The sequence below is a fragment of the Comamonas sp. FUJ_7 genome, from assembly GCF_057369555.1.
Genome location: NZ_JBXXZI010000001.1, coordinates 491,488 through 504,797 on the forward strand (window position 1 = coordinate 491,488; position 13,310 = coordinate 504,797).

9 protein-coding genes and 1 pseudogene are annotated in these 13,310 nt (G+C 55.5%); 6 read left to right on the plus strand and 4 right to left on the minus strand.

What is annotated here, in order from left to right:
- Positions 1 to 9: 9 nt before the first annotated feature.
- The 3 genes from AC2I9W_RS02250 to scpA all read right to left on the minus strand — a co-directional run bounded on the left by AC2I9W_RS02250 (position 10) and on the right by scpA (position 4,855).
- Positions 10 to 1,545 (minus strand): acyl-CoA carboxylase subunit beta, encoded by a 1,536-nt coding sequence (locus AC2I9W_RS02250; protein ID WP_486408420.1) that lies wholly within the window; start codon positions 1,543 to 1,545, stop codon positions 10 to 12.
- Positions 1,546 to 1,625: 80 nt separating this feature from the next.
- On the minus strand, positions 1,626 to 2,630 hold the full coding sequence (gene meaB / locus AC2I9W_RS02255; RefSeq protein WP_486408421.1) for a methylmalonyl Co-A mutase-associated GTPase MeaB: 1,005 nt from the start codon (positions 2,628 to 2,630) through the stop codon (positions 1,626 to 1,628).
- A gap of 38 nt (positions 2,631 to 2,668) precedes the next feature.
- Positions 2,669 to 4,855 (minus strand): methylmalonyl-CoA mutase, encoded by a 2,187-nt coding sequence (scpA, locus tag AC2I9W_RS02260; protein ID WP_486408422.1) that lies wholly within the window; start codon positions 4,853 to 4,855, stop codon positions 2,669 to 2,671.
- Between the two features lie 128 nt (positions 4,856 to 4,983).
- On the opposite strand from scpA, the gene AC2I9W_RS02265 reads away from it, so the two are divergent.
- Entirely contained in the window at positions 4,984 to 5,619 is a 636-nt protein-coding gene (locus tag AC2I9W_RS02265; RefSeq protein WP_486408423.1) for a GntR family transcriptional regulator, read from the plus strand.
- A 146-nt stretch (positions 5,620 to 5,765) separates the two neighbouring features.
- Entirely contained in the window at positions 5,766 to 7,310 is a 1,545-nt protein-coding gene (locus AC2I9W_RS02270; protein WP_486408424.1) for an MHYT domain-containing protein, read from the plus strand.
- A gap of 285 nt (positions 7,311 to 7,595) precedes the next feature.
- On the opposite strand, the pseudogene AC2I9W_RS02275 reads toward AC2I9W_RS02270, so the two are convergent.
- Positions 7,596 to 7,819: pseudogene (locus tag AC2I9W_RS02275) on the minus strand (transposase); the annotation flags it as partial.
- 468 nt (positions 7,820 to 8,287) lie between these two features.
- Here AC2I9W_RS02275 and dusA point away from each other — a divergent pair.
- The 4 genes from dusA (at position 8,288) to dapC (ending at position 13,269) form a co-directional block, all read left to right on the plus strand.
- Positions 8,288 to 9,304 carry a tRNA dihydrouridine(20/20a) synthase DusA gene (gene dusA / locus AC2I9W_RS02280; RefSeq protein ID WP_486408425.1) on the plus strand — a complete coding sequence of 339 codons (1,017 nt, stop codon included), beginning with the start codon at positions 8,288 to 8,290 and terminating at the stop codon, positions 9,302 to 9,304.
- 185 nt (positions 9,305 to 9,489) lie between these two features.
- Positions 9,490 to 10,866: a polyhydroxyalkanoate depolymerase gene (locus AC2I9W_RS02285; protein ID WP_486408426.1), complete on the plus strand. Its 1,377-nt coding sequence runs from the start codon at positions 9,490 to 9,492 to the stop codon at positions 10,864 to 10,866.
- Positions 10,867 to 10,967: 101 nt separating this feature from the next.
- Complete coding sequence (locus AC2I9W_RS02290) at positions 10,968 to 11,633, plus strand: electron transport complex subunit RsxB (protein ID WP_486408701.1); 666 nt, start codon at positions 10,968 to 10,970, stop codon at positions 11,631 to 11,633.
- Positions 11,634 to 12,063: 430 nt separating this feature from the next.
- Entirely contained in the window at positions 12,064 to 13,269 is a 1,206-nt protein-coding gene (gene dapC, locus AC2I9W_RS02295) for a succinyldiaminopimelate transaminase (RefSeq protein WP_486408427.1), read from the plus strand.
- Positions 13,270 to 13,310: the final 41 nt, after the last annotated feature.

Consider the following 13,310-nt stretch of genomic DNA (forward strand, 5'->3'; position numbering starts at 1 on the left):
TTCTTGTTCTTACAGGGGGATGTTCCCGTGCTTGCGCCAGGGGTTCTCGATCTGCTTGTTCTTGAGCATCTCCAGCGAGCGGCAGATGCGCTTGCGGGTTTCGTGGGGCTGAATGACGTCGTCGATAAAGCCACGGGCACCGGCCACAAAGGGGTTGGCAAAGCGCTCTTTGTATTCCGCTTCACGGGCTGCCAGCTTGACGGGGTCGTTCTTGTCTTCACGGAAGATGATTTCCACCGCGCCCTTGGCGCCCATCACGGCGATTTCAGCGTGAGGCCATGCCAGGTTCACGTCACCGCGCAGGTGCTTGGAGGCCATCACGTCGTACGCGCCGCCGTAGGCCTTGCGGGTGATGACGGTGATCTTTGGCACGGTGCATTCTGCGTAGGCGTACAGCAGCTTGGCACCGTGCTTGATGATGCCGCCGTATTCCTGCGAGGTACCGGGCATGAAGCCGGGTACGTCCACAAAGGTCACCACGGGGATGTTGAAGGCATCGCAGAAGCGCACAAATCGCGCCGCCTTGATGGAGGACTTGATGTCCAGGCAACCGGCCAGCACCAGAGGCTGGTTGGCCACGATGCCGACGGTCTGACCGGCCATGCGGGCAAAACCGATGATGATGTTCTTCGCGTACTCGGGCTGCAGCTCGAAGAAGTCGCCATCGTCCACGGTCTTGAGGATCAGCTCCTTCATGTCGTAGGGCTTGTTGGCGTTCTCGGGCACCAGCGTGTCCAGCGACATTTCGGCGCGGTTCACGGGGTCGGTGCTGGGGCGAACAGGCGCTTTTTCGCGGTTGTTCAGCGGCAGGTAGTTGTACAGACGGCGCAGCATCATCAGTGCTTCAACGTCGTTCTCAAACGCCATGTCGGCCACACCGCTCTTGGTGGTGTGGGTCACAGCGCCGCCCAGCTCTTCAGCAGTCACTTCTTCGTGGGTCACGGTCTTCACGACTTCGGGACCGGTCACGAACATGTACGAGCTGTCCTTGACCATGAAGATGAAGTCGGTCATGGCGGGCGAATACACCGCACCACCGGCCGAGGGGCCCATGATCATGGAGATCTGAGGCACCACGCCCGAGGCCAGCACGTTCTTCTGGAACACGTCGGCATAGCCACCCAGGGAGGCCACGCCTTCCTGAATACGCGCGCCGCCCGAGTCGTTCAGACCGATCACCGGTGCGCCGACCTTCATGGCCTGGTCCATCACCTTGCAGATCTTCTCGGCATGGGTTTCGCTCAAAGCGCCGCCGAAGACGGTGAAGTCCTGGCTGAACACAAAGACCAGACGGCCGTTGATCATGCCGTAACCCGTGACCACGCCGTCGCCGGGGATCTTGGTCTCTTCCATGCCGAAGTCCGTGCAGCGGTGCTCCACGAACATGTCCCATTCTTCAAAAGTGCCGTCGTCCAGCAGCAGCTCAATACGCTCGCGTGCGGTCAGCTTGCCCTTTTTGTGCTGTGCGTCAATGCGCTTTTGTCCCCCGCCCAGCCGCGCGAGTTCTCGCTTGGCTTCCAGCTGCTTCAGAATATCGTCTTGCATGCTTGTCCTCTATCGTGATTTGAATTGCTTGTCTCGCAATGATTGTGCTGCGATGCTATGGTAATAAGAGCTGCTTGCGCCTACTGCATTTGGGCTAGAAGCAAATTTCGTGCTGCGGTACTGGCTGCAATGCGACCGGCAGCCACATCGTCCTGAAGGACGGGGAGCATGGCCTTGACCTGCGGATGCTTGCGAAAAGCATCCTTCAAACCAAAGTCAATGCGCTCCCACATCCAGGCCAGCGCCTGCTTCTCGCGGCGCAGAGCCAGACGGCCGTTGGTGGTCTGCATATCCTTGAAGCTGCTGACAGCAGCCCAGAAACCATCGACGCCCTGACCCAGCAAAGCGCTGATCTGCAACACACGCGGCTGCCACAGAGCGCCCATATGGGCGTGATCGGGGTTGCCGTGCATGCCCAAAAGACGCAGGCTCGATGTGATCTGAGCCTGGGCGCGGGTTGCAGCGTTGGGGTCGATATCGGCCTTGTTGATGACTACTAAGTCAGCCAGCTCCATCACGCCCTTTTTGATGGCCTGCAAATCGTCGCCCGCATTGGGCAGCTGCAGCACGCAGAACATGTCGGTCATGCCGTGAACGGCAATCTCGCTCTGGCCCACGCCTACGGTTTCGACGATGACTACGTCGTAACCGGCAGCTTCACAAACCAGCATGGCTTCACGCGTTTTTTCGGCCACACCGCCCAGCGTGCCGCTGCTGGGACTGGGGCGGATATACGCTTCCATGCGCATGGAGAGATGCTCCATGCGAGTTTTATCGCCCAGGATAGAGCCGCCAGAGACCGTGCTGGACGGATCAATCGCCAGCACAGCTACACGCAGGCCCTGCTCTATCAGGTACAGACCCAGCGCTTCGATGAAGGTAGATTTGCCGACGCCCGGCACGCCGCTGATGCCAAGGCGAAATGCCTTGCCGGTATGCGGCAGCAGAGCGGTGAGCATGGCATCGGCCTGCTCACGGTGGTCGGCACGGGAGGATTCCAGCAAGGTAATGGCCTTGGCCATGGCCCGGCGCTGCACGGCAGGGTTGCCGTGCAGGATGCCGTCTTGCATTTGCTCAGGTGTCACGTCGCGATCGCCTTTGCTATCAATGCACTACCGGCCGATTAGACCGAGGCACCCAGGCCGTTGGCCTTCTTGATCTGCTCGAGCACATCCTTGGCGCTGGCAGGAATGGGAGTGCCGGGGCCATACACGCCCTTGACGCCTGCGTTGTAGAGGAAGTCATAGTCCTGCGCAGGAATCACACCACCGACGAAGACGATGATGTCGTCCGCGCCTTGCTTCTTCAGCTCGGCAATGATGGCGGGCACCAGGGTCTTGTGGCCTGCAGCCAGCGTGGACACACCCACGGCGTGAACGTCGTTCTCGATGGCCTGGCGTGCGCACTCTTCGGGGGTCTGGAACAGCGGGCCCATGTCCACGTCAAAGCCCAGGTCGGCAAAGGCAGTGGCCACCACCTTGGCACCACGGTCGTGACCGTCCTGGCCCAGCTTGGCGATCATCACGCGGGGGCGACGGCCCATGGATTGGGAAGCGGCGTTGATTTCTTCCTTGAGCTTATCCCAGCCTTCGGCGGAGTCATAAGCGGCAGCATACACACCGGTCACCTTCTGTGTATCGGCGCGGTGGCGACCAAAGGCCTTTTCCATCGCGTCGGAGACTTCACCCACCGTGGCGCGCAGGCGCACGGCCTTGATGGACAGATCCAGCAGATTGCCTTCGCCCGATTCTGCTGCAGCAGTGATAGCAGCCAGCGCAGCCTGCACCTTAGCTGTATCGCGTTTTGCCTTGATATCGTTGAGGCGGGCAATCTGGCTGTCGCGCACCTTGACGTTGTCCACTTCCAGGATTTCGACGGGGTCTTCCTTGGCCAGCTTGTACTTGTTGACGCCCACAATGACTTCCTTGCCAGAGTCGATGCGCGCCTGCTTTTCCGCAGCAGCGGCTTCGATCTTGAGCTTGGCCCAGCCAGAGTCCACTGCAGCGGTCATGCCGCCCATGGCGTCCACTTCCTCGATGATGGCCCAGGCCTTGTCGGCCATTTCCTGGGTCAGCTTTTCCATCATGTAGGAACCAGCCCAGGGGTCGATCACATTGGTGATGTGGGTTTCTTCCTGAATGATCAACTGCGTGTTGCGGGCAATACGGGCCGAGAACTCGGTGGGCAGCGCAATGGCTTCGTCCAGCGCATTGGTGTGCAGCGACTGAGTGCCGCCAAACACGGCGGCCATCGCCTCAATCGTGGTACGTACCACATTGTTGTAGGGGTCCTGCTCGGTCAGCGACCAGCCCGAAGTCTGGCTGTGCGTGCGCAGCATCAGGCTCTTGGGGTTCTTAGCGTCAAAGCCCTTCATGATGCGGCACCACAGCAGACGGGCAGCGCGCATTTTGGCGATTTCCAGGTAGAAGTTCATACCCACGGCCCAGAAGAAGGACAGACGGCCCGCAAACGCGTCCACGTCCATGCCCTTGGCAATGGCGGTTTTCACATATTCCTTGCCGTCGGCCAGTGTGAAGGCCATCTCCAGGGCCTGGTTGGCACCGGCTTCCTGCATGTGGTAGCCCGAGATCGAGATCGAGTTGAACTTGGGCATGTTCTGGCTCGTGTACTCAATGATGTCGCCGATGATCTTCATCGATGGCTTGGGCGGGTAGATATAGGTGTTGCGTACCATGAACTCTTTCAGAATGTCGTTCTGAATCGTTCCGGCCAGCTGGTCTTGCGACACGCCCTGCTCTTCAGCGGCCACCACATAGCCCGCCAGCACTGGCAGCACGGCGCCGTTCATGGTCATGGAGACCGAGACCTTGTCCAGAGGAATCTGGTCAAACAAGATCTTCATGTCCTCGACTGAGTCAATGGCCACACCGGCCTTGCCCACGTCACCCGTCACGCGGGGATGGTCGGAGTCATAGCCGCGATGTGTGGCCAGATCAAACGCTACCGAGACGCCCTGACCACCTGCCGCAAGAGCCTTGCGGTAGAAGGCATTGGATTCTTCGGCGGTCGAGAAACCTGCGTACTGACGAATGGTCCAGGGACGGCCTGCATACATGGTGGCCTGAGGGCCTCGGATGTAGGGCGCAAAACCGGGCAGCGTGTTGGTGAACTGCAGATCGGCCGTGTCTTCTGCCGTGTACAGCGGCTTGACGGTGATGCCGTCTGGGGTGACCCAGTTCAAATTATTGATGTCTCCGCCTGGCGAGACCTTGTTCGCGGCCTTGTTCCAGGCTTGCAGGTCAGCGGGAGCAAATTCTTGTTGGCCCTGTGTCGGGTTCTCTTGGCTCATGTTGTCTCTCGTCTCGTGTGCGGTGCGCGCAGTGAAATATGAAATTGCGGTGAACTACCTAGAGGTGACCCTAGTGTACATGATTCATAATTATGAATTCAAAATTTCAAGTCATATAATTACGAGTAATGACAACTAAGAAACTTACGCCCAGCGCACTGTATGAGCAGGTTGCCGAGCAACTGCGTCAACGCATCTTCCAGCGCGAGCTGGAGCCTGGGGCGTGGATAGATGAGCTCAAAATTGCAGAGGAATATGGCATTAGCCGCACCCCCTTGCGAGAAGCTCTGAAAGTGCTTGCCGCAGAGGGTCTTGTCACCATGAAGCTGCGTCGCGGCGCTTATGTGACCGAGGTGTCGCGCAAAGATATTGCTGACGTCTATCACCTGTTGAGCCTGCTGGAGGCCGATGCCGCCTCGGTCGTTGCAGACAAAGCCAGCGATGAGCAATTACAGCGCTTGGCTCAGACGCATGAAGAGCTTAAGCAGAACACGGGCGATGCCGAGCGATTTTTCGCGCTTAACGAAAGCTTTCATATGCAGATCCTGGAAATTGCCGACAATCGCTGGCGTAATCAGCTAGTTGCAGATCTGCGCAAAGTCATGAAGCTCAACCGCCATAAGTCTCTGTTCAGACAAGGTCGCATTGAAGACTCCTTGGCCGAGCACGAAGCAATCATGCAAGCCTTGCTACAGCGAAAATCTCAAATGGCAATGGACTGCGTACAAAAGCATTTCCGCAACGGCCTGAATGCCGCAATTTGACATTTATTTGCACTGATTCAGCTTTTAGTAGCAATCAGCTTACAGAGTCAAGGTTTTATCCTACAAAAGAGTAAGTCAGCTTCTGCTGATTTATGAGATGCTTTACAGTAACTGAATGTTCCTTCGATTTAAAAGGATCACAATTCATGCTGGAGCAATTTTTCTGGAGCGCCACTCCCGATACGCAATTAATACAGGGTGAATATGATCTTTCCCTGGTCTTTCTGTCGCTAACTGTGTGCTGGATTGCTTCAGCACAAGCACTGCGCCATGCGGCTTTTGCCAGGCTTTCTACATCGAGATCAATTCGAAACTGGTCAATTGCTAGTGGATCTATGGCGCTAGGCATAGGTATTTGGGCCATGCATTTCATTGGCATGCTCGCCTATTCCCTACATACCCCAGTTCAATATGACCTGCCTCTGACGGTTCTCTCGATACTTCCAGGGATCGCTGCCTCAGCTGTAGCTTTGACGCTCCTCTCTCGCAACGATCTCAATATGAAGCAGCTTTTCTTAGGTGGCTTTATCGTTGGTATTGGCATAGCCACTATGCATTACAGTGGAATGGCTGCCATGAAAATGGATGGCTCACACTACTACTCTGTTCTTTGGTTCATAGTCTCATTGATCGTTGGTGTGGTTTTGGCGACTCTGGCCCTATGGGTTAGATTTGGCTTGGCTCGAACCCGCATCCAACAAAAATCATGGCGAAAGCAGCTCTCCTCATTAATTATGGGCTGTGCAATAGCTGGAATGCATTACACAGCCATGCTTGCGTTGAGAGTTACAAAAGATCATGCCGATCATAGCCAAGCCACCTCAAATGACAGCCTGATCCTTGCTTTAACAATCGCTTTGATTACGCTGGTAATTGGCTCTCTCATCGCCCAAAGCAATGCTCTTATTCACTATCGCAACCGGTGGCAAAAAGTGGATATGAATGAGGCTCGGCTGCAAGCTTTGGTGAACATGGCCGCTGATGGAATTATTTGTATAGACCCATTAGGAAGAGTGACAGACTACAATCCTGCTGCTCAAAAAATTTTTGGTTGGAGTGCCGAGGAAGTTCTCGGAAAAAATGTAAAGATGCTGATGCCTGTTGCTCTTTCTAGCCAGCATGATCATTATCTTGAGCGCCACGAGGAAAGTCAACGTAACAAGGGCCAGCCTTTGCTGAATAAAATTTCCGAAGTATTGGGTCAGCATAAGGAAGGAACGCTGATTCCTCTTCGATTAGCTCTCAGTCAGGCTGAGGCGCGTGGACAGCGGATGTATATAGGTGTATTGACGGACCTCTCTGAGAGCAAGCGTTCAGAGCGTCAGTCTCATATTGCAGCGACCGTATTCGATCATTCCCATGAAGGATTAATTGTCCTGGACGCTAACCGGAGAATCGTAGATATTAATCCTGCGTTTTCGCGTATCAGCGGAATGAGTCGACAAGCCGCAAAAAACAAGGAATTCACAACCTTCTTCCTTAGTTTTGAGGAGGATGCTGATAATCAGTGGGAAAAAATATGGACATTTGTTGCCAAGCATGGATACTGGCAAGGAAAGAGGCTTATGAAGCATGATCAAGGTCTCTACCTATTCTCCTTAAAAGCTGTGTGTGATGATCACCAGCGATTGCACCACTACATTGCAGTTTGCTATATGCAGTTAGACAGTCATATTGGCGCCAATGCCTGATTACTTGTATTTCAATTTCACTTTTTATGATTCAAATTCTAGTAATAGAATACATCATGTAAGTTACATTAAAATTTCAGCTTTTACTAGGCGTTGTTGCATAAATCAGGTTTGAAGCGAGCTTCCCCTAGCCCCAGTCGGGGCTATGCCACCTTCGCTTTAAATGCAGGGTTGTGCTTGCGTCGGGATTTGATGGTCATAAATCTCTCCAGGTTCGACCTACTGTCAGGCCATTTTTACGGGGAAAGATCTCGCTTAGCTAGCTTTTCAAAAAACCGGAGCCACTTCTTCCATGGCTGGCTCGCTGAGGTTGAACCACTGCTGCATGAAGTGAATGCGCAGCAGCATCTCTGCGGGAAACGGGGGACGTCCTTTGCGACCTTCTGGGGCATACGGTGCAATCAATGCCTCCAGATCCTTCCATGGCACGACCTGCTGCATCTGCTCAAGGAATTCGCGTTTGCGTGTTTTTTGGTGGAAAGGTTCAGGCCAAGATCAAATTGCTGCATAGGCCGGGAGGCTGCCGCACCCAGCAGGCATGTGCAAGCACATGCGTTGGGGACTTATACAGAGGTTCATTAGCTTGAGCTTCTCTGTATAAACCGTCTTGCACCGCCCCAAAGCCACTAGCCTTTTGCATCACTGACATAATCTTGCACTATCTGCTTTAGGGTAGCTCAGCCAGGGGCCTCATACTTCTCTATATCTGTTTAGCGACGCAGAAATCATTCCTCCACGAGGACTTGAGTCGGTTGAATTTCTTTGTCTCAGATCTTGGGCTCAGAGTGAGTCAGCACTCCGCCCTCCTTGAGGCATATATAAGCTTAGCAAGACACGACACCTTCAGCACTTTTTCTCTGGGTGATCGTCCCGTCGGGGCTCCATGAAATTTGTTGTGCCTCAATGTAGCAAAGAGAGTGGAGCTTATAGGCAAAACAAGGCGGATTCTCAAGGCACCACAGCACCCTTTTTATGCTATGAACGATCAAACTATCAAAAACAATCAAGAACTTAAAAACATGTGGCGCATGAGCGTGGCGCCGATGATGGACTGGACCGACAAACATTGCCGCTACCTTCACCGCCTGTTGAGTCAACATACTTTGCTCTACACAGAAATGGTGACAACCGGAGCCTTGATCCATGGCGATGTCGCTCGACACCTGCGCTTTGAGGCTGAAGAGCACCCTGTCGCATTGCAGTTGGGAGGCTCTGAGCCTGCCGACTTGGCACAGAGTGCCAAGCTGGGCGCGCAATGGGGCTATGACGAGATCAATCTGAACTGTGGCTGCCCCAGCGAGCGCGTGCAGCGCGGTGCTTTTGGCGCCTGTCTGATGAATGAAGCTTCCTTGGTCGCGGACTGCGTGAAGGCCATGGTCGACGTGGTGGATATCCCCGTGACCGTGAAACACCGAATTGGCATCGACAAGATCGAAAGCTACGACTTTGTGCGCGACTTTGTCGGCACTGTGGCCGATGCGGGATGCGATGTGTTCATCGTTCATGCGCGCAATGCCTGGCTCAAGGGCCTGTCGCCCAAGGAAAACCGCGAGGTACCCCCTCTTCGCTATGAGTTAGTAGCCCAACTCAAGCGCGACTTTCCACAGCTGACGATTGCCGTCAACGGCGGCATCAAGAGCGATGAAGTTGTTCATCAGCAGCTGCAGCAGGTCGATGGCGTAATGGTCGGGCGCGAGGCTTATCACAACCCTTGGTGGATGGCGTCCTGGGATGCTCTTTACTATCAGGATGAAAACATTGAGCGCACACGTGAGAATATTGAAGAGCAAATGGTGCTGTATATGGAGCGTGAAGCCCGCGAGTACGGTACGCATTGGTATTGCATCGCTCGCCACATGCTGGGCCTGCGCAACGGCTTGGCAGGTGCTCGGCGCTGGCGCCAGGTCTGGAGCGATCATCGCCTCAAGACACTGCCTCCTCACGAAGTAATGAAACTGGCTCGCACTAAACCTGCTGAAGCCCTTGTCCTATAAAGACACGAAGCCAGTGCTTTTGGAGCCGCGAGCAAGATGAATTGGGTCAATCTTTTCAGCACTTAAAACCGCCATTTGCATGCTCATTCCTCTTCATACAGCTTTGGAATTTGAAGGGAATTTACTACTTCGCATGTCAATTTCTGCTGTTATATTGCACTGCAACATAACCCGCAAAAGTGCCCATGCTCTATCAGATCTACGAAATGCAACGCGCAATGGTCGAGCCCTTTGCTGACTTTGCCCAGGCTGCCTCCAAGTTCTACAACAACCCCCACTCGGTATTCAGCCAGCTGCCGCTAGCGCAGCGCATGGCGGCTGGCTTCAATCTGGTCTATCGCCTGGGCAAGGACTACGAGAAGCCCGAGTTCGATCTGCATGGCGTGGAAGTGGGCGGTGTTGACGTCACCATCCGTGAACGGGTGGAAATGAATAAGCCCTTTTGCGAATTGCGCCGTTTCAAGCGCTTTTCCGATGACCCTGAGACACTGGAGGCCATGCTAAGCCAACCCGTGGTCCTCATTGTGGCGCCACTTTCAGGCCACTACGCCACGCTGCTGCGTGACACTGTGCAAAGCATGCTCGGTGGCCACAAGGTCTACATCACCGACTGGAAGAATGCGCGCACCGTTCCTCTATCCGAAGGCGAGTTTCACCTAGACGACTATGTGAACTATGTGCAGGAGTTCATTCGCTATCTGCAGGGCCGCTATGGTCAGTGTCACGTCGTCAGCGTCTGCCAACCCACAGTGCCTGTGCTTGCCGCTGTATCACTGATGGCCAGCCGCGGCGAGAAAACGCCTTTGTCCATGACCATGATGGGGGGGCCCATTGATGCCCGCCGCTCCCCCACTGCGGTGAACAATTTAGCGGAAACGCGCAGCTTCGAATGGTTTGAAACCAACGTCATCTACGAAGTGCCCAACAACTACCCAGGAGCTGGTCGCCGCGTATACCCTGGCTTTTTGCAGTACTCAGGCTTTGTCGCCATGAATCCCGACCGTCATGCAAAAAGCCACTATGACTACTTCAAGGACTTGATCAAGGGTGATGACGCCAGTGCTGAGCACCATAGAAAGTTCTATGACGAGTACAACGCCGTATTGGACATGGATGCAGACTATTACCTGGAGACCATTGCCACCGTGTTCCAGGAGTACAAGCTCGTACATGGCACCTGGTATGTGAAGAACGAGCAAGGCGAAGCAGAACTGGTTCGCCCTCAGGACATTACGAAATGCGCACTATTGACCGTGGAAGGCGAGCTGGACGATATCTCCGGCGCCGGCCAGACTCGTGCCGCCCATGATCTGTGCTCAGGGATTGAGGCAAGCGCACGACAGCACATTGAAGTCCAGGGCGCAGGCCACTATGGCATCTTCAGCGGCAGTCGCTGGCGAAACACCGTTTATCCGCAAGTTCGTGACTTTATTCTGGCTCACCAGCCTGCCTGTGCCACTGCCGCCAGCGCCGCCGGTCACGTCAGCAGCCATAGCGATGACGAGTTGCCCAAGGCTTTTCAACCCGACCATCCTGATGAGATGCCCTATGCCGAAGCGTAGGACGGGGGCAAAAACGGTCACAATGGCGCCTCGCCCCAAAACACGCGCAATATGCGCCGACGGGCATAGAGGCTCAACGAGAAACAAGCATGACCCCACCGATGTCCGCAGCCTCTCCGCTTCAAGCACTGGCTGCGAACATTGATGCAGCCCTCCCCCAGACACAATGCACGCGCTGCGGTTATCCCGACTGCTCGTCCTATGCCGGGGCTATTGCCAGCGGAGAAGCCCCCATTAATCAATGCCCTCCTGGTGGTCAGGAAGGTGTCCGTCGTCTGGCTGCCATCACAGGCCAGAAAGAGTTACCGCTCAACCCAGAAAATGGTCTGGAAGCCCCCCGCGCCCTGGCCGTGATCGACGAAGCCTGGTGCATCGGCTGCACGCTGTGCATCAAAGCCTGCCCCACTGACGCCATTCTGGGTGGTAACAAACGCATGCATACTGTGATTGCCGAGCATTGCACGGGCTGTGAGCTGTGCATTCCCGTCTGTCCCGTAGATTGCATAGAGCTGGTCAACGCCAGCGCCGATGCCAGTGGCTGGGATGCCTGGAGCCCTGGGCAAGCCGACCATGCACGCCAGCGCTACAGCGCACACCTGCAGCGCACAGGTCGCAAGGCCAATGCGCCTGTACGCACCACGGCACAAGCGAAGCTGCCAGAACCCATAGCAAGCAGCGCCAGCCCTGTTGCTCCCCCTGCTCTGGACAAAAAGGCCATGCTGGCTGCCATCATGGCCAAAGCCAAGGCACAACGCGCCAAGCCATAAATTTCAAGCCCAATAGGCCTCTTGTCCTTATCTGGCAATGGCTTGTAGCTATCAAAGGCAGAGTAACGATTCCATCCAGAGTGTGCCTTCCGCACCTGCTGCGCCTCACCCTCCGTCTCACCTGACGTTTTCGCACGGTTTCTGATCTATGAGCCGCGAGCCCCGCACTCTGGCTCGCAGCGCATATCTCCTACCCTCTCCCTCTTGTGTCTTGAGCCCAGCTCCTGGCTATTGCCAACGACGCCTGGACTCATTGCACCGCCAGCAAAAAGAGGAAGAGCAAAAATCCCGGCTTGCTTGCCTGCTCACACCCATGCCCTTTTACTGGGCATGGCTGCTGCAATGGTCTTCAATGAAAAATTTGTAAAAACCACAAGCACTTTGGCCTATTTAGTTATGCCAAAATGGCATCAATTCATAAAATAAGACTATGAACCCCCTGCTCTCGCGCTTACAGCCCTATCCGTTTGAACGCCTTCGCCAACTGTTTGCCTCTGCCCAGCCCCCAGCAGGTCTGCGCCCTATCAGTCTTGGAATCGGTGAACCCCGCCACCCAACGCCTGCGTTCATTGAAAAAGCGCTGAGCGCCGAGCTGCAAGGCCTGTCCGTTTACCCCGCCACCGCAGGCATGCCTGCGCTGCGTCAGGCATGCGCCCAATGGGCCAATCAGCGCTACGGCATTGAACTTGACGTCGCAACCCAGGTCTTGCCCGTCAACGGCTCGCGCGAAGCGCTGTTTGCCTTTACCCAAGTAGTGGTAGACAACACCCAGCCCGGCGCCCTCGTCATCTGCCCTAATCCCTTCTATCAAATCTATGAAGGCGCGACGCTGTTGGCCGGAGCCACGCCTTATTACGCCGCCAGCGATGCCACGCGCAACTTTGCCGTGAACTGGGACGCCGTGCCCGAAGAGGTCTGGCAAAGCACGCAGATGATTTTTGTCTGCTCGCCCGGCAACCCCACGGGTGCAGTGATGCCGCTGTCCGAATGGGAAAAGCTGTTTGCACTGTCTGACCAGCATGGCTTTGTGATTGCCAGCGACGAGTGCTATAGCGAGATTTACTTTCAGGACGAAGCTCCGCTGGGCGGCCTGGAAGCCGCAAAACTGCTGGGCCGCCATGACTTCAAGAATCTGGTCATGTTCACCAGCCTGTCCAAACGCAGCAATGTTCCCGGTCTGCGCAGCGGCTTTGTGGCGGGCGACGCCGACTTGCTCAAGTCCTTCTTGCTCTACCGCACCTACCACGGGGGCGCCATGAGCCCTGTAGTGCAGACCGCGTCTATTGCCGCTTGGGGCGATGAGGCTCATGTGGTGGAAAACCGCCTCCGGTACCGCGAAAAGTTTGCCCAGGTCACACCCGTGCTGTCCAAGGTCATGGATGTCAAGCTGCCCGATGCCAGCTTCTACCTCTGGGCTGGCATTCCCGCCGAATTGGGCATGGATGATGCACAGTTTGCCAAGGAGCTGTATATTCATACAGGCGTCACCGTTTTACCTGGTAGCTACCTTGCTCGCGAAGCTCAGGGCTTTAACCCAGGAGCCAACCGGGTCCGAATGGCCCTGGTGGCAGAGACGGCTGAATGCCTGGAGGCCGCGCAGCGTATCGCACAGTTCATCGAGTCACGTACCCGCTAGTTTCACTGCCAAGGCCTGCGCCTGTGCAGGCCTTATGGCTC

Bases quoted from the DNA above. Each gene is read 5' to 3' on its own strand.
- AC2I9W_RS02250 (WP_486408420.1), bottom strand. From the start codon at position 1,545: ATGCAAGACGATATTCTGAAGCAGCTGGAAGCCAAGCGAGAACTCGCG.
- scpA (WP_486408422.1), bottom strand. From the start codon at position 4,855: ATGAGCCAAGAGAACCCGACACAGGGCCAACAAGAATTTGCTCCCGCT.
- AC2I9W_RS02265 (WP_486408423.1), top strand. From the start codon at position 4,984: ATGACAACTAAGAAACTTACGCCCAGCGCACTGTATGAGCAGGTTGCC.
- AC2I9W_RS02270 (WP_486408424.1), top strand. From the start codon at position 5,766: ATGCTGGAGCAATTTTTCTGGAGCGCCACTCCCGATACGCAATTAATA.
- dusA (WP_486408425.1), top strand. From the start codon at position 8,288: ATGAACGATCAAACTATCAAAAACAATCAAGAACTTAAAAACATGTGG.
- AC2I9W_RS02285 (WP_486408426.1), top strand. From the start codon at position 9,490: ATGCTCTATCAGATCTACGAAATGCAACGCGCAATGGTCGAGCCCTTT.
- AC2I9W_RS02290 (WP_486408701.1), top strand. From the start codon at position 10,968: ATGTCCGCAGCCTCTCCGCTTCAAGCACTGGCTGCGAACATTGATGCA.
- dapC (WP_486408427.1), top strand. From the start codon at position 12,064: ATGAACCCCCTGCTCTCGCGCTTACAGCCCTATCCGTTTGAACGCCTT.